The sequence below is a fragment of the Streptomyces sp. HSW2009 genome, assembly GCF_040240285.1.
Classification (GTDB): Bacteria; Actinomycetota; Actinomycetes; order Streptomycetales; family Streptomycetaceae; genus Streptomyces.
In genome coordinates, this window is the sequence record NZ_JBEHZD010000125.1 from 1 (window position 1) to 16202 (window position 16202).

A 16202-nucleotide genomic window follows, 5' to 3' on the forward strand; every position below is an offset into this window, starting at 1 on the left:
GGGGTGAGAAGACGGCGGCGTTCTCCAGCAGTTCGGCGATGAGGTGGGTGAGGTCGGCGACCGCGGGGCCGTTGACGGCCAGTCGCGGCAGTCGACGCACCTCTATTCGCTCGTAGTCCTCGACCTCGGCGACCGCCGCGCGGACCACGTCCATGAGCTGGATGGGCTTGCGCCACTGCCGGGAGGGTGCCGCGCCGGAGAGGATGACCAGGCCCTCGGCGTGTCGCCGCATGCGGGTGGTCATGTGGTCCAGGCGGAACAGGTCGGCGAGCTCGTCGGTGTCCTCGGTGCGACGTTCCATCGCGTCGAGGAGGGTGAGCTGGCGGTGCAGCAGGACCTGGTGACGGCGGGCGAGGTTGACGAACACCTCGGAGACGCCGCGCCGCATGTCGGCCTGCTTGACCGCGGCCTCGATGGCCGCGCGCTGGAGGGTGTTGAGGGCCTGGCCCACCTGGCCCATCTCGTCCCCGCCGTACTCCAGGCGGGGTGCCTCGGCCTCGACGTCGACCTGCTCACCCGCGGCGAGCCGGCGCATGACGCTGGGCAATCGGACTCCGGAGACCTCGTGGGCGTCCTTGCGGAGGCGCTGGAGGTCGCGGATGAGGGCCCGACCGATGCGGATGGAGACGAACAGCGAGGCGAGCAGGGCGAGGAAGCCGAGCACACCGGCGGCGCCCGCGCGGAGCAGGACGCGGGTGGCCTCGGGGCTCACGACGTCGTCCTTGTACCGCTTGGTGTACTGCTTGCCGAGGCTGTCGTAGTCGTCGAGCGACGGGTTGACCGCGGCCTCCCAGCGCTTGCGGTCCACCACCTCGATGGTGCGCTCGGGGCCCGCGTTCTGGATGGCGTTCTCGACGTTGTACAGCGCCTCGGGGGCGGGGGACGTCTGTCGATAGTCCTGGATGATCTTCTGCTCGTGCGCCGGCAGCACCGGAAGGTTGGTGGTGTAGATCAGGTCCCGCTCGGCGCGCAGGTCCGACATCTTCCGCAGGTCCTGCCAACTGATCCGCTTGGCCGTGACGCCCGCGATGTACAGGGCGTCCTCCCGGGCCAGCGCCTCACGTGCACGGATCATCGCGACGATGGCGCGACCGTGCTTGTCGATGTCGGCGTTGGGCACCGTGTGCAGGGCGTAACGGAAGTTGTAGACGCCGTCCACGAGGAAGTTGTACTTCTCGAACGCGCTGCTGCGGCTGATGGAGTTGTTCTCCACCTTGCTGCGCAGCGCGTCCAGGCCCTTGGTGCTGTCGAGGAACGTGGCGAGCTGTCGCTCCGAGTCGGAGTTCATGCTGTCACGCGTGTCCTCGCTGCCCGCGTTGTCGCGCAGCTTGTCCAGGACCGTGTCCGTATTGTGCTGCCGCTCGCGTAGCTGGGCGAGGGCGCTGGAATTGCGATCTGCGAGGTAGATGAGCGTCTGTCGACGCTCCTTCTGGATGGCCTGCACCGCGTCCTCTGCCGGCGCACCGACCTTGTCGATGACATCGGCCGCGTCCATCAGCTGGATGGCCTCACGACTGGTGATCACTGTAGCGAAGGCCCAGATTGCCGTCAGTGAGACAAGCGGCACCAGCAACAGCGCCACGATCTTCCGGCGGATCGACTTACCGCGAAAGCGCATGGCCTCCCTAACGTCAACCCCGCAGACGCGGGGGATGTTCCGACAACAAGCGGCGCGAGCCTACTACTGCCGCGTGACCAACTCGAAGACACGTCCAGCCGTTGACAGCACATCAGGTGCGCCCTTGATCATGAGTTGTCCGCTGTTGCCCCGACTTTTCAACCCACAGGCCAGGGATCGCGCTCCCACGGATGGCAGAACCCTGCCAACGTAGGGTGGCTGGAAACGCGCGGACCTCCGGGAACCTTCGTTCATCGTCGTACGTGATCCGAGGGGAAGCCTGGGTGGATTACGGCCGATGTCCCTCTTTTCGGAACCACTCAATCCGGGCACCTCAGGGGAGGGGGAGATGTTGATGGAAAAGAATCGCGACATCCCGTACGAGCGTCCATATTCGCTGTGGACGGAGGAGCCCGCACGGCGTCTGCGGCTGCCCGATCCGGTGCGCACGGCGGCCGTACGAGCCGTGCTCATCATCGCGTTCACGCTGGTCCAGGCAATGGTGGCGGTGCTGTGCACGCTCACGGACTCCTGGTTCGCGCTTCCCATGGTGCTCAGCTCCATAGCCAGCACCGTGGCGGCGACCTGGGGGGTGCTGGACGTGTGGGTGACTCGGCAGGTGTGGCGGCAGCGGCACGGGGTGGTTTCGGCGCCCAGCAGCTCGGCACGGACGCTGCGGCGGCCTCGCAGGCCGGGTCGGCTGTCCGGCGTCTGAGCTCGGTTTTTCACACACTGTTCACCTGCGGTGCCGCTGCGGCATCCCCGCCGCGGCCCGGTGGGTCCGCCACGGGGACGCCAGCAGGCTTTGGCGCGCACGGGTCGCGCCTGAAGGTTGAACGCCCTGGTGGTTGCCGGTAGCTGGGCGCGTCGGGCCCGCAGCGCGGCGTGAGGTGGGGCGATAGGCCGCCCGTCACGGCGATCCGCGGAGCGTGCCGCTCGGACGTCGCCGCCGCGCCTGAGGCTCGGAGCTCTATCAGTACGCGGTGATTCCCCCCTTCAAACGGCCTCATACCAGCCACTTCGCACGCCCACGCGCGGGCGAAATTCCGCTGGAGCGGATAGCGAGGAATCTCCCCTATCCCCCCATTGCTTCTGTGCGGGTGCCGCGGGATGTCGAGGGGGCGGGCGCTGGTTGGGACGCGGGGCGGAGCGGGGCAGCAGGACACGAGGGGCCGTACGAGGTGGTGTCGTACGGCCCTCTCGTACGGCCCCGTGCGGCCCCTCGTCCGGTCCTGCCCGGCGCGCGGGCGGGCGGGCGGCGAACCGGCCTACCGCACGGTCACCCTTGGTGGGTTCGCTCCGGGCCGCCCGGCTCCTCGGACGCGGGCCCGGTGGGCGCGGGGGTGGACTCGGGTGCGAGTCCAGCGCTGCTGGGTGCTGGGCCGGCGGGCTCGCTGGCGTGGTGAGCCGGGTCGGTGGGGTCTGTGGGGTCTGTGGGGTCCGCCGGGTCGGTGGGGCCATGTGGGGTGGCCTGGTCGGCCGGACCGTGCGGCGAGGTCGAGTCGGCCGCACCCTGTGGGACAGCCGGATCGGCCGGACCGCGCGGGGCAGTCGAGTCGGCCGCACCAGGCGAAGCGGCCGTGGGCAGGGCCGCCGCGGCCGGCTTGGCCGCCGGGACCCGCTGTTGTACGGGCGCCACCGGCTCCGCCTCGGGGCGGCGGAACATCCGGGTGGCGGTGATCTCGCCGTGCCCCTGCTCCGCGCCGTCCTCCGCCTGGGGCAGGCCGGGCCGCAGGTGCTCCTCGACGCTGATGTACTTCAGCCCGGCCCGTAGGTCGGCGTCGTTGCGCAACCGGATGACCAGCGGGAACTCGGCCAGGGCCGTGGTGTCGAAGAGGCCGGTGGTGTAGAGGAGTTGCACCCCGAGCGCGTCGGCGACGGCGCGCTGGAGCTCCAGCAGGTACGTCGCGTTGGCCCGGCCGATCGGGTTGTCGAGGAACAGCGTGCCCGCATGGCGGTGCTTGTCGCGGCCCCGGTCGTTGCTGCGCAGCGCGGCCATCGTGCAGTACAGGGCGATCGCCGCGGTGAGGAGTTGGCCGCCGGAGAACACGTCGCCCATCTGACCGACCGGCACCCGCTCGGCGCGCAGCACCGCATCGGGCTTGAGGATCTCCACGGCCACCCCGCGCGGCAGCAGGGCCGCGTGCACGCCGCGCAGCAGCAGCGACATGCCGTCCCTGAGCAGGTCGGAGTTCTTGCGCACGGCGGCCCTGGTGGCCTCGTCGATGACCTCGCCGAGGCGTTCGGTCAGCGTCGCCTGGTCCGGGTCGTCGAAGCGGATGCGCAGGAACTCCTGCCCCGACCACTCCCCCAGCCCCTCCGGCAGCCGCGACAGGCGCTGGGCGGAGCGCAGCGTGGCCAGACAGGAGTCGACCAGTCCGCGCAGCCGGTCCACGATGCTGTCCCGGTTGCGCTCCAACTGGGCCAGTTCGTCGGTCAGCACGCGCAGCCGGGGCGCGAACGCGTCCGCCCAGGCCGCGGCGTGCTCGGGCAGTGCCGCCGCCGGCAGTTCCCTGATCTGCTGCCTGGCCGGGGTGCGCACCTGCTCGTAGCGGGTGGCGTTGGCGTGGCGCACCAGGACGTCGCACGCCTCGCGGACGGCGCCGTCGGCCGCCGACAGGTCGGTGGCGCAGCCGCGCAGGGAGCGGCGGGCCTCGGCCGCGTGGTGGCGGGCCTGTTCGAGCGTGCCGGCGTACGGCTCGGGTTCGGCCGTCTCCTCGTCGCTACCGCGCGGGTGCTCGGGCTCCTCGGTCGCCGAGCCCCGGATGAGGTCGCGCAGCAGGGCCCCGGTCTCCTCGAAGCCGCCTGCGGCGTCCTCGGCGGCCCGGTGGGCGCGGAGCAGTTCGGCGTGCACGGTGCGCGCGGTCTCCAGCGCCTCCGTGCGGGCGTTCAGCTCGCCGGTGGCGGTGCGCAGCGACTCCTTGGCCTGTTCCGCGTCGGCCGGCACCAGATCCTCGGGGAGTTCGGTGTGGGCCTCGCCGTCGGCCGGGGCGTGCCGCTCGGCTTCGCCGCGGAGCCGGCCCAGTTGTTCACTGGCGGCCGACGTGCGCGACTCCAGCATCTGGACCAGCGATTCGGCGCGGGCGGCTGCGGCCTGGCGGGATGGGCCGTCGGCGCCCTCCGTGCTCTCCAGGAGGTGGGCCGCGCGGGTGCGGACCTTGTTGGTGAGGCGTTCGAGCGCGGCGAGGGCCGTGCTTTCGTCGCTTTCCGCGCGGGCCTGCTCGGCGCGCAGGTCGGCGCCCACGCCGACCTTCTCGTACAACTGCGACGCGGCCCGGTACGCCTCGCGCAGGGCGGGCAGGGAGGCGGTCGGTGTGGCCGTGGTGTCCGCTTCGGGTCCGGCGGTCTCGCCCGGTGCGTCGTCGGGAGCGCCGGCGATCTCGGCGCGCTCGGCGCGCAGCGCGCGGGCCGTGCGGTGTGCGTCGTCGGCGGCGCGCTGGGCGGCCCTGCGGTCCTCGTCGGCGGCGCGCGCCCGGTCCACGCAGGCGGCGGCCCGTTCCTCGGCCTCGGCCGCCTCGTCGGCGAGTTCGCGCAGCCGGGTCTGCCAGGTGGTGCGCTGGCGCAGCCGGTGGGCGAGGCCGACCAGTGCGTCGGCGGCGCGGCGGGCGTGCTGGGCCGCTTCCTGGCGTTCGTCGCGGACCCGGGCCGCCTCGGCCGCCAGTTCGTCGGCCTCGGCGCGTTCGACCTGGGCCGCGGCGAGTTCCTGGCGTGCGGTCTCGGCTGTCTGCTGGGCCGTGGTGGTCGCTGCGGCCAGTTCGGCGAGCCGCCCCGGCGGGCAGCCGGTGCGCCAGGACGCGAGCCGGGCGGCCAGGGCACGGTCGCCGGCCAGTCGGCTGGCCAGCGCGCGGATGTCCTCGTCGCGGGCGATGGCCCGGCCGCGGAGCGCCTGCCGCTCGTCGTCGGCGGCCCGCTCGTCGTGCATGGCCGGGTTCGGCGGTACGAGGAAGACGGCGCCGTCGGTGGCGGCCGGCCCCGGGGTGGGGGCCAGGAGGGCGGCCGAGGTGCCGACGGCGACGGCGGAGCGGGGCAGCAGGGAGGCCGAGCCGAGCACCTCGCGGGCGCGGGCGTGCGTGGCGGGGTCGGTGATGATGACGCCGTCCACCAGCTCGGGGCGGGCGGCGAGCACTGCCGCGTGGTCGGCCGGGTCGACGGCCTGTGCCAGGTAGCGCCAGCCGGGGAGTGCGGGGATGCCGTGTTCGCCGAGGTACTCGACGGTGGCCAGCACGTCGGGGCCGGGGGGCAGCAGTCCGCCGTCGCCCAGGGCGCCCAGGATGCGGGCGTCGTCGGCGGCTGCCGTGCGCAGTTCGAAGAGTTGGCGCTCCGCGCCGGCGACGCTGTCCTCCAGCAGTTCGCGCAGGGCGTCCGCGTTGCGGTCGAGTTCGTCCGCGCTGAGCACGCCGTCCGGGGCCGTACCGGCTGCGGCCGGCGGCTGCGCGTCCGCGGCTGTGGCAGCGGCTGTGCCTGCGGCTTGGTCCGGTGCCGCGGTGGCCGCTCCCGGCAGGCCGAGGAGTTCGACGAGTCGGGGCTCGGTGCCGAGGGTTTCGGCGGTGCGTCGTTCGGCGTCGTAGCCGGATTCGGCGGCGCGTACGGCGTCGGTGGCGCGGGCCGCGGCGAGTTCGGCGCGGCTGTGTTCCGCGCTGGCGGCGCGGGCGCGTTCGGCGGTAGCCGTGGCGTGGGCGCGGGCGCTCTCCCAGGCGGCCACGGCGGTTTTCTCGGCGTCGCTCGCGGTGAGCGCGGCGCGGGCCGGGTCGGCGTCCGGGGCGGAGTCGTCGAGCCAGCCGGCCCGGACCGCGTCGGCCGTCTCCTGTTCGACCTCGGTCAGGCGCTGGCGCAGGTGCTCGGTCTCGCTGCGGGCCCGTTGGGCCGCGGTGGCGGCGGCGGTCGCGTCGCCGTGCGCCGCCTCGCCGACGGCCTGGAGGGCGGCCGAGCGTTCTTCTTCCTCGGCCGCGAGGTGCTCGCCGCGTTCGGCCGCCGCGTGCAGGGCGCGGACCAGTTCGCCGGCGGCCTTGGCGCGGGCGGCGAGTGCGGGCGCCGCGTCCCGCTCGGCCTCGCGGATCGCGGCGGCCACCCGGAGCGAGCGGTCGGCGGCTGCCCGGTGCCGCAGCACCGTCTCGGCCGCTTGCCAGGCGGCGTGCAGCGTCCTGGCGTCGGCCAGCTCGCGACGCTGGGCGGCGGCGCCCTTCTCGGCGGCGGACAGCGCCAACGAGGCGTGTCGGTAGGCGAGTTCGGCAGCGATCAGGGAGCTGTCACCGCGCGCCCGGTCGGCCTCGGTCACGGCGTGGGCCGCGGTGGTGACCTGGTGGGCGAGGTCGGCCGCGCGGGCCCGCTCCTCGGTGCCGCGGGCGATGAGCCGCTGGGCCAGGCCGCGGGTGCGCCGCTCGGCCCCGGCGTGCACGCCGCGGGCCTGGGCTCGGTGGTCGGCCGCCTCGCTGATCCGGGTCAGTAGGTCGAGCGAGCCGGCCGTGAAGTCGCGCTCGGCGGTGAGTTCGGCCCGGCGGCCCAGCTTGTGGGCGAAGCCGTGGACGAGGTCGGCCAGCCCGTCGGTGTCGCGGGTGTCGGTGACGGCGCGCAGCAGCAGGTCGGTGAAGTCGGAGTCGTTCTTGACCGCGAAGAGGCCGGCGGCCTCGCCCTCGTCGGCGTTCATCTCCCGCTGGTAGCGGAAGAGTTCGGGGTCGAGTCCGAGGTCGCCGAGGTGTTCGTTCCAGCGTTCGTGGATCTCTTCCCAGGCCACTTCGAGGTGCGGGTACGCCTTGCCGGCGTCGGTGAGGGCGTCGCGGAAGCCCTTCATGGTGCGGCGCCGGCCGCGGGCCCCGGACGCGCCCGAGGTCTCGGGCCGCAGGAGGCCGTCCACCAGCGGGCGCACCGCGGTGGACTCGGCCACCGGCAGCGAGTCCAGGCTGAGCCCGGGCCCCGGGCGGAAGGAGTACCAGGCTTCGGCGAACTTGCGCGGGTCGTTGGAGACCTGGCGCCCGCGCCACTCGCTGACCTTGCCGACGACGACGGTCTCGCCGGTGACCGTGTGCTGCCACTCCAGCGCGACGTGTCCGCAGTCGTCGGCGAGCAGGAACTTGCGGAGCACGCCGGAGCTGGCTCCGCCCAGGGTGTTGCGGTGTCCGGGGAGCATGACCGAGAAGATCAGCTTGAGCAGGACGGACTTGCCGCCGCCGTTCTCCAGGAACAGCACGCCGGCGGGCGCGGGCCTGCGGGGCGGGCCGGTGGGCTCTTCCTGGAAGAACTCCGCCTGGGCGGGCGCGGGGCTGGGCACCGGTTCGCCGACTCCGCGCAGGTCGAGCACGGTGTCGGCGTAGCGCGCACCGGCTGGCCCGATGGAGTAGAGGCGGACCCGGGACAGCTCGTACATGGCGGACTCTCGTGGTGTGGTGGGCGGATGGGGTCGGGCGGGTTGCGGGGGCGGTGCCGGCGGGGGCACGGGGCGGTGCGCGGTCGGTAGGGCGCGCCGGCGGCGGACGGCCCGTACGCGGAATCTCGTACGCGCGTGCCCGCCGTGTGGGCGCCCTACGGGGGTGTTCGTGCGGAGGCCGGGCTGCGGCCGTGCCCCGGTGGGGTGGGGCGGCGGCCGGGCCCGGGGCGGCGTGCGGTCAGGACGGGCCGCCGTGGTCGGCGTAGAACGGCAGGCCGGCGTCGGCGACCAGGTCGAGGTCGGCGCCGTCGGGCGGCGGCAACAGGGTGGCGCTGCCGTCGCCGACCGGGACGACGCCCAGCTCAAGCAGTTCGGCCATGGCGGCGTTGCCGGCCATGTCGCGGACCTGGAGCTGGTAGCGGGCGGTGGTGCGGTAGGTGCCGCCCGCGTCGTCGCCGGTGCGCTGGAGGAAGCCGGAGTCGACGAGGAAGGCGACGGCCTTGCCGACGATGCCGGTGGTGGAGCCGGCCAGCCGTCTGGCGTCCTTGGTGGCACCGGTGGCGCTGCGCCGTGCGTACACCCGCCAGGCGGCTTCGAGGCCCGGTGTGTCGGTGGCGGGGTCGGTGTTCTCGCCGGTCTCCGCGGCCCGCTCCTCCAGCCGGCGGCACGCCTGGCGGACGAAGCCGTCGATCCCGTTGACGGTGACGCGGCCGATGTAGCCGTCGTCGGCCAGGTCTTCGGGGCGCGGGAAGGCCATCGCGGCGACGGCGAGGTGGGCGAGCCCGTGCAGGAAGCGGTCGGCCGAGTCGGGCGCTGCCCGCTTGGCGTAGTCGCCCATGCGGACGGCGAAGACGGAGTCCTCGGCCGCGGTGAGCGCCATGCCGGCGCGGGTGGACACTTCGAGCACGACGAGCCCGAGCCCGGCCGCCACGGCGTCGGCGAGCCGCGCGAAGGCCGGGTCCTCGCGGTGTCGGCGCAACAGCTCGGCGTATTCGAGGTCGCGGGCCGGCAACAGCTTGGGCTGGAGCCCGAAGGCCACCAGGCGCGCGGCGTCGGCGGCGTCGGCCGGGGTGACGGCGGCCGGGGCCGCGGGGCCCGACTGCTGGCCACCGGCCACGGCGCGTCCCTGGTCGTCCGTGCCCGACGGGCGTTCGCGGCCCGGCTGTGCGCCGTCGTCGACGCGGTGTTCGGTCACGGTCGCTGCTCCTCGAAGTGGCTAGTCTCGGCGGTACGGCGGTGCGGTACGGGCGGCACCGGCACGCGGTGGCCGGCCGCTGCCGGGGGCGTACGGCGCGTGGTGGGCATGCGGCGCACCGGGGGTCTGGTACGCGGTGTGGCGGACGGCGGCGATGGGTGGGGGGTGTGCCCCCCGTGCGTGGCGGGCCGGCGCGCAGGGTCTCGGTACGCGAGGTGCCGGTGGGGGCCGTACCGGTGCGCGCCGTGCTGGTGGCTGGGGTCGTACGGCGTTGGGGGCGGCCCCTGCGGCGGGCAGTGCATCGCGGGCGGGGCGGGCGGTGTGGTGCGGGCTCGGCGCGCCCGGGCGGGGCGCGGGAGCGCTCCCGGGGCGCCGCGCCACGGGGAGGCCGGCAGGTCGCCGCCTCGCAGGGGCGGGCGCGCGGGCCAGTGTGCGGGCAGGTGCGCGCCCGCCCGCGCGAGGCGGTGCGGTGAGGGCATGACGGGCGAACGGGAGCCCCGGGCGCCCGCGGCGTACGGCACGGGAGGCATCACGCCACCTCCGTGCGGTCGGCGGCCATGCCGGCGGCGTCCAGCAGGGCGGTGCCGACGATGAGGTCGGCGCCGCCGAACTCGGGGTCGTCCAACTCGGTGCCGTCGTCCACCGCGAACAACAGCCGCTGCTCACCCTGCCGGTAGGCCGTGCCGACCGGGGGGCTCGCGGCGTGCACCGCGAGCAGGGCGACCAGGTACGGCAGGGCGGGATCGCGCCGGCGGGCCTCGGCGAGCAGCCCGGAGAGCCGGCGCGGCGCCTCGGGCGACAGGTCGAGCAGGTCCATGGCCGAGGCGAGCTGCTCTTCGCTGAACCGGTTGTCGTCGGGGGTGGCGATCAGGTCGGGCTCGGGCATCTCGGCGCCGAGGTGCGCGCGCTCCACGGGGGGCGTCAGCAGCAGGTCGACGAGGTCGCCGACCCGTACCGAAGTGGGGGTGCGCAGCCCGGTGCCGCGCGCGAAGAAGGCGTCGGTGACCCGGATGGCGCGCTCCACGGGCAGCGGCAGCAGCGGGGCGACGAGCTGGCCGTACAGGTCGATGCCGGCGCGCGCCGCGGGGGGCGCGAACGCCTGCCGGTCCTGCTCGGCGCGGAACATCGGGCCGGCGTCCAGCAGCCGGGACTGCAACTGCGTGTGGCGCCGGATGCAGTCCTTGACGATGTCCACCAGCTCGGCGGCCTGCCGCTTGTGGTCGGGGCCGCGCTGGTCGACCGCCTCGTCACGGGCCTTGCGGATGTTGGTGAGGATCGCGTTCTCGTGCCGGTACCGCTCGGCGATGTGGTCGAGCGCCTCGGCGATCATGTCCGGGACCGCGCGCAACCAGTCGACGGCGCGCACGTTGCGCCGGGTGGCCTCCAGCGTCTTGCGGAGGGTTTCGGCGTACTGCACGGTGCGGTAACGGGCCTGCTCCGCGGCGAGTTGGGCGTCGGCGAGCCGGCCGCGGCTGATCAGCACCTCCAGCTTGACCTCGGCTGCGATCTGGGCGCTGGTGACGTCCGTGTCCAGGGCGCCGACCAGGACGTTCACCGCCTCGTCGGTGGTGCGCAGATAGACCGTGCCGCCGGGGCCCGGGACCTCTTCGATGAGTTTGAAGTCGTAGTCCCTGCGGACGTAACGGCCGTCCGGGCCGAACGTGCCGTACACCGCGCGGAAGCCACGGTCCACGCTGCCGACGTTGATCAGGCTCTCCAGCACCCAGCGGGCCACCCGCTCGTGCTCGGCGGCGGGCCGGCCGGGTGCCTGGGCCGCGACGCGGGGCAGCAGCCTCGCCACTATCTGCTCGTGGTCGGCGCCCGTGTCGAAGTCCATGGTGAGGGTGACCAGGTCGATCGCGGCGAGCGCCACCTCCGCCATCGCGTACCCGCCGTACTCCCCCGCCAGGTTGGCCTTGCGCACGTCGAGGTCGTGCAGCGGCGCGGTGCAGGCGAGCGCACGCAGCCGCCGGGCCAGGCCCTCATCGGCCGCCGGGCCAGGGGCTGGCCTCGACACGCCACTGAGCTGGGGCGGAGCGGCCCCGGGGGATGGAGAAGTCACGTCGCACAGCGTAGGCGGTCCCACTGACAACGGACGAAACGGCGCGGAGGGCCGGTCAGTGCGTGGCACCGCCCACGGCGCGCAGCTCCGGTGTGCCGGCGGCGGCCGTGGCGGCGATGGCGCGCAGGGCCACGGCGCTGTCGGCCACCGCGAGGGCGGGGGCGCTGCCGTCCGGCACCTGCTCGGGCGCGAACGGGACGTGTACGAAGCCGCCGCGCAGCGCGGGGCGTTCGGTGGCGATGAGGTGCATGAGCCCGTAGAAGACGTGGTTGCAGACGAAGGTTCCGGCCGTCTGCGACACGCTGGCCGGGGCCCCCGCGGTGCGGGCCGCGGCCCCGCACGCCGTGATCGGCAGGGCGGCGAAGTAGGCGGCGGGACCGCCGGGCACGACCGGTTCGTCGATCGGCTGCCCGCCCGCATTGTCGGGAATGCGCGCGTCATCCACGTTGACCGCCAGGCGTTCGACGGTCACGTCCGGACGTCCGCCCGCCTGTCCGACGCACAGCACCACGTCGGGCTCGGTCGCGTCGATCGCCTCGCGCAGCGCGTCGATGGCGGCGCCGAAGACGCAGGGCAACTCGGCCGTGCTCCACTCCACGTCGGGCAGCGGCTGCGCGGCGGCCTGCCGTACCGCCGACCACGAGGGGTTGACCGTCTCGCCGCCGAAGGGTTCGAACCCGGTCAGCAGGACGCGCCGCGGCCTGGCCCCGCCCTCCCCCGCGGCCTGCTGGCCCGCGGCGCCCGCAGCCGTACGAGCGGCGCCCGCAGCGGTCGCGGCGTCGTCGCCGGTACGGGGCGGGGTCGTTGCGGACGGGACGGGCTGCGGCTCTGTCGGGGAAGGGGAAGAGGACATGGGGCCTGCCTCGCTGATCGGTGGTGGGGTGAGTGGGGTGCCGGGGCGGTGGGTTTCGCTGGGGCTCGGCGCGGGCGGCTGCGGCCCGGCGACGGCTGGGCGGACGCGATAGCAGCGGTCCGCCCCGGGCCCGGCCCGGCCGGGCGCCGGGACCGGACAGCCTCCGGGGCCGGGCAGCCGGCGGGACCGGTCAGTCGTCAAGAACGGTCAGTCGCCATGAACGATCAGCAGTCAGGATCGATCAGCCGTCGCGACCGGTCGGGTCGAGCCGTCAGCGTAGAACGGCCCGACGAACCGACGGGACGGCGGGGCGGCGGCGGGTCAGAAGGCCACCGCGGACATGATCGCGATGTTGCAGCCGAGGAGCACGACGGCGGTGGGCAGTTGTGCCTTGATCGGCCCGTACTGGTCCTTCAGCTCAAGCAGCGCGGCGGGCACGATGTTGAAGTTGGCGGCCATCGGCGTGACGAGGGTGCCGCAGAAGCCGGCCAGCATGCCGATGGCGAGGACCGCCGCGGCGTTGCCGTCGGCCTGTTCCACCAGGACCGGCCAGCCGACCGCCGCGGTCATCACGGGGAAGGCGGCGAACGCGTTGCCCATGATCACGGTGAAGAGGAACATGCCGACGCAGTACACGGCCACGGCCAGGTAGAGCGAGTCCTCCGGCAGCACCTTGGTGGTGATCTCGCCGACCTCCTCGCCCACGCCCGAGACGGAGAAGATGGTGCCGAGGGTGGCGAGCATCTGCGGCAGCAGCATCGCCCAGCCCATCGCCTCCAGCATCGAACGCCCGGCGTGCACGGGGGTGGTGATCCGCTTCTCGCGCAGCATCACCATGCCCACGCCCAGCGCGACGATGGCGCCGATGCCGAGCCCGAGGATGGTCTCGCTGCCCTTTTGCAGCACGGGCTCGCCGCCGATGGACAGCTTCTTCACGCCGACCGCGCACGCCATCGCGACCAGCGGGATGGTGAGTGCGGGTACGAAGAGCCGGTTGCCGAGGCGTGCGGCGCTCGCGGTGCGCTCCGCGCCGGTGGTGGTGCGTACGGTGCCGCGCCCGGTGAAGCCGAAGCCCGCGAGGGCGGCCATCGCCAGCACGGCGACGCCCAGCGGCTCGGCCGGTGCGCGGTCCTCAGCGACCCAGGAGCTGTAGATGAAGCCCGCACCGATCAGGCCCCAGAACGCCGCTGTGCCCACCCGCTTGGGGTTCGTGCGGTCGGTGATCATCTGCGCGGCCATGACGAGGAAGATGGCGCCGACGAGCCAGTAGAACCACTCTGCCTTGATCACTTCGTGGTCTCCTTGGCGGTCGGCTCGGCGGCGCCCGCGAGGAGCAGTTCGCGTTCCAGTTGGCGGTCCAGGCGCAGCAGTCGCCAGCCGTGTACGACGAAGGCGCAGATCGCGGTGGGGATCGCCCACAGCGCCAGGTGCAGGGGTTCCAGGTGGGTGTCGTAGGTGGTGTTCACAAAGCCGGTGATCAGCAGGATGGAGCCGACGGCGAGGAAGACGTCCTCGCCGAAGAACAGGCCCACGTTGTCGGCGCTCGCGGAGAAGGAGCGCACCTTCTCGCGGGCCTTTTCGGTCAGCGGCCCGTGGGCGCGTTCGGCGGCGCCCTCGGCCATCGGCGCCACCAGCGGGCGCACCGTCTGCGCGGGTCCGCAGACGCTGACCAGGCCGAGTGCGGCGGTGACCTGGCGCAGCAGGAGGTAGAGGGCGAGGAAGCGCCCCGTGGTGAGTTTGGTGAACCTGGCGATCAGGGTGCGGGCCTGTTCCTGGAGGCCGTAGCGCTCCAGGAGGCCGATGACGGGCAGGGTGATGGCGAAGATCGTCACTGCCCGGCTGGAGGCGAAGCCGTCGCCGAAGGCGGCGAGCACTTCGCGCGGTGAGAGGCCGCCGAGCAGGCCGGTCACGATGCCGGCCACCCCTACGACCAGGAGGGGGTTGCGTCGAGTGGCGAATCCGATCACCACCACGAGGACGCCCAGGAGAACGAGCATGCGTCCGCCTTCCGCGTGGGACCCCACGAGGCGTGAGGAGAGTGAACGGGAGGCTAGGCGATTGTTCAACGATCCGACAAGGGGTTGAGAGATGCGAGTCATATCGGCCAGGTGCTACCGCCACCCGTCCGTTCGCCCACGCGACCGCGCCGACCCGCATCCGGCCGGCGCGCTCCCCGCACGGCGCCCGTCACGGAGCCCACCACGACACCCGCCACGGGGCCCGCGCGGCGGCCGAAGCCGTCCGGCCCGCCGGGCCCCGCAGCGGGTCGACGCGGGTCAGTCGGTGGCCATCTGCTGGGCGTACGCCCCCGAGAGCTGGGCGCGGGAATCGGCCAGGTAGTCGGCGAGCAGGGACTCGGCCTCGGCGGCCCGGCCCGCCTCAAGCGACTCCCAGACCTGCCGGTTGCGCGGCAGGTAGGGGGCGTAGAAGCGGCGCGGATCGGCCATCACGTGGAAGACCAGGCGCAGTTCTGCGAAGACGCCGCGCATGAGATCGTTCATCCGCGGGCTGCCGGCCAGTGCGACGATGCCCTGGTGGAAGTGGATGTTGGCGGTGGAGAGCTCCTGCCAGGCGCGGCCCCGCGCGGCCTCCTCACCGGCGACCACGGCCGCCTCGATCGCCCGCATCGCCCCGGCGACCGCCCCCTCGTACGGGGGCTCGCCCAGGCCGCGCACCGCCGCGCACTCCACCAGCGCGCGGACCCGGTAGATGTCGATGAGGTCCTCGACCGTCACGATGCGTACGAACACTCCGCGGTTGAGCTCATGCACCAGCAGACGTTCGCGGGTCAGCAGCCGGAACGCCTCGCGGAGCGTGTTGCGCGAAATGCCGAGGGCCCCCTTGATGCTGTCCTCGGAGAGTTTGGTGCCGGGCGGGAAGAAGCCTTCGGCAATGCGGTCGCGCAGCACGTCGGCCACCCGCTCCGCGGTGCTCGTGCGACCGAGCAGCAGTCGGTCGGTCTCCAGCCTGGAGACGTCGATCACTGCCGTGAGCCGTTCGTCCGCACCGCTCGCCACGCTCGTTCTCCCTCACCCGGTGCGACCATCGTGCGATGGCCGCGTCTGCCCTGTTGAGCGCGCCGGTGCCTGGCTCGGCGCGACTGAAGTCAAGCCGAGATGCACCCCCCATCACAACAATCCCTTGTCGGATCGTTCAACAATCGTCTACGTTGAGTGCCTGCCGGCCGGCCCGGCTGCGCGACAGCGGAGAGTTCTACGGATGCGGGTCGGCCGGTGCACGCCGCCAAGCCCCGCGCCCTGCGGGGCACCTGGCGTCGCCGGCGTGGAGCCCGCCCGTCATCCCCGGCTCTGCTCCGCGCACCAACCGCCACACCCCGGCGCCCGCTCTTGCCACGACGCCGCGCGCCGCACGGCGCGCCTGCCCGAACGGACGGACATGACCGACGACGCGGACCGCCCTGCGATCGACCTCAACGCCGATCTCGGGGAGGGCTTCGGCCGCTGGCACCTGACCGACGACGACGCCCTGCTCTCCGTCGTCACCAGCGCCAATGTCGCCTGCGGCTTCCACGGCGGCGACCCGTCGACCATGCGGCGCGTCTGCGACCTGGCCGCCGAGCGCGGCGTGGTGATCGGGGCCCAGGTCTCCTACCGCGACCTGGCGGGCTTCGGGCGGCGCGCGATGGACGTACCGCCACGTGAGCTGACGGACGAAGTCGCGTACCAGATAGGCGCGTTGGAGGTGTTCGCACGGGCCGCCGGGGCGCGGGTGGCCTATGTCAAGCCGCACGGCGCGCTCTACAACCGCTGTGGGCACGACGCCGAGCAGGCGGCGGCCGTGGTGGCGGGGGCGCGGCTGGCCGGGGCCGATCCGCTGCCCGTGCTCGGCCTGCCGGGTTCGCTGCTGCTCGCGGCGGCCTCCGAGGCCGGACTGCCCGCCGTGCGCGAGGCGTTCGCCGACCGGGCCTACACCGCGCAGGGCACCCTGGTGCCGCGCGCCAGACCGGGCGCCGTCATCGAGGACCCGGACCTGGTGGTCGAGCGGTCATTGGCACTCGCCGTGCAGCGCGCCGTGACCAGTATCGAGGGAACACACGTCGCCGTGTCCGCCCGCTCGCTTTGCCTGCACGGCGACACCCCGGGCGCGGCGGCG

9 protein-coding genes and 1 pseudogene are annotated in these 16202 nt (G+C 73.7%); 2 read left to right on the forward strand and 8 right to left on the reverse strand.

Features of this window, described 5'->3' with window-relative positions; translation table 11 throughout:
• Positions 1–1618, reverse strand: a 1618-nt coding sequence (locus AAHZ94_RS12355; RefSeq protein WP_349992884.1) for a sensor histidine kinase, incomplete at its 3' end; no start/stop codon positions are given.
• Positions 1619–1967: 349 nt separating this feature from the next.
• On the opposite strand from AAHZ94_RS12355, the gene AAHZ94_RS12360 reads away from it, so the two are divergent.
• Positions 1968–2333, forward strand: coding sequence for a hypothetical protein (locus tag AAHZ94_RS12360; RefSeq protein ID WP_349992885.1), 366 nt, complete (start codon positions 1968–1970; stop codon positions 2331–2333).
• Between the two features lie 915 nt (positions 2334–3248).
• On the opposite strand, the pseudogene AAHZ94_RS12365 reads toward AAHZ94_RS12360, so the two are convergent.
• From AAHZ94_RS12365 to AAHZ94_RS12395, 7 genes and pseudogenes are all read right to left on the reverse strand, one after another.
• Positions 3249–7979, reverse strand: a pseudogene (locus AAHZ94_RS12365) (hypothetical protein); the annotation flags it as partial.
• A 238-nt stretch (positions 7980–8217) separates the two neighbouring features.
• Positions 8218–9096, reverse strand: a complete 879-nt coding sequence (locus AAHZ94_RS12370; protein ID WP_349992893.1) for a hypothetical protein — start codon at positions 9094–9096, stop codon at positions 8218–8220.
• A 607-nt stretch (positions 9097–9703) separates the two neighbouring features.
• Complete coding sequence (locus AAHZ94_RS12375) at positions 9704–11236, reverse strand: hypothetical protein (RefSeq protein WP_349992887.1); 1533 nt, start codon at positions 11234–11236, stop codon at positions 9704–9706.
• A gap of 55 nt (positions 11237–11291) precedes the next feature.
• Positions 11292–12089 carry a pyroglutamyl-peptidase I gene (gene pcp, locus AAHZ94_RS12380; RefSeq protein WP_349992888.1) on the reverse strand — a complete coding sequence of 266 codons (798 nt, stop codon included), beginning with the start codon at positions 12087–12089 and terminating at the stop codon, positions 11292–11294.
• 321 nt (positions 12090–12410) lie between these two features.
• Entirely contained in the window at positions 12411–13379 is a 969-nt protein-coding gene (locus tag AAHZ94_RS12385) for a DUF979 domain-containing protein (protein WP_349992889.1), read from the reverse strand.
• Positions 13376–14086: a DUF969 domain-containing protein gene (locus AAHZ94_RS12390; RefSeq protein WP_349992890.1), complete on the reverse strand. Its 711-nt coding sequence runs from the start codon at positions 14084–14086 to the stop codon at positions 13376–13378. Before AAHZ94_RS12390 ends, AAHZ94_RS12385 begins: the two co-directional genes overlap by 4 nt.
• Positions 14087–14365: 279 nt before the next feature.
• Positions 14366–15106: a GntR family transcriptional regulator gene (locus AAHZ94_RS12395; protein WP_349992891.1), complete on the reverse strand. Its 741-nt coding sequence runs from the start codon at positions 15104–15106 to the stop codon at positions 14366–14368.
• A 379-nt stretch (positions 15107–15485) separates the two neighbouring features.
• Between AAHZ94_RS12395 and AAHZ94_RS12400 the strand changes: the two genes are divergently transcribed.
• Positions 15486–16202: LamB/YcsF family protein (locus AAHZ94_RS12400; RefSeq protein WP_349992892.1), on the forward strand; the 717-nt coding region annotated here is incomplete at its 3' end.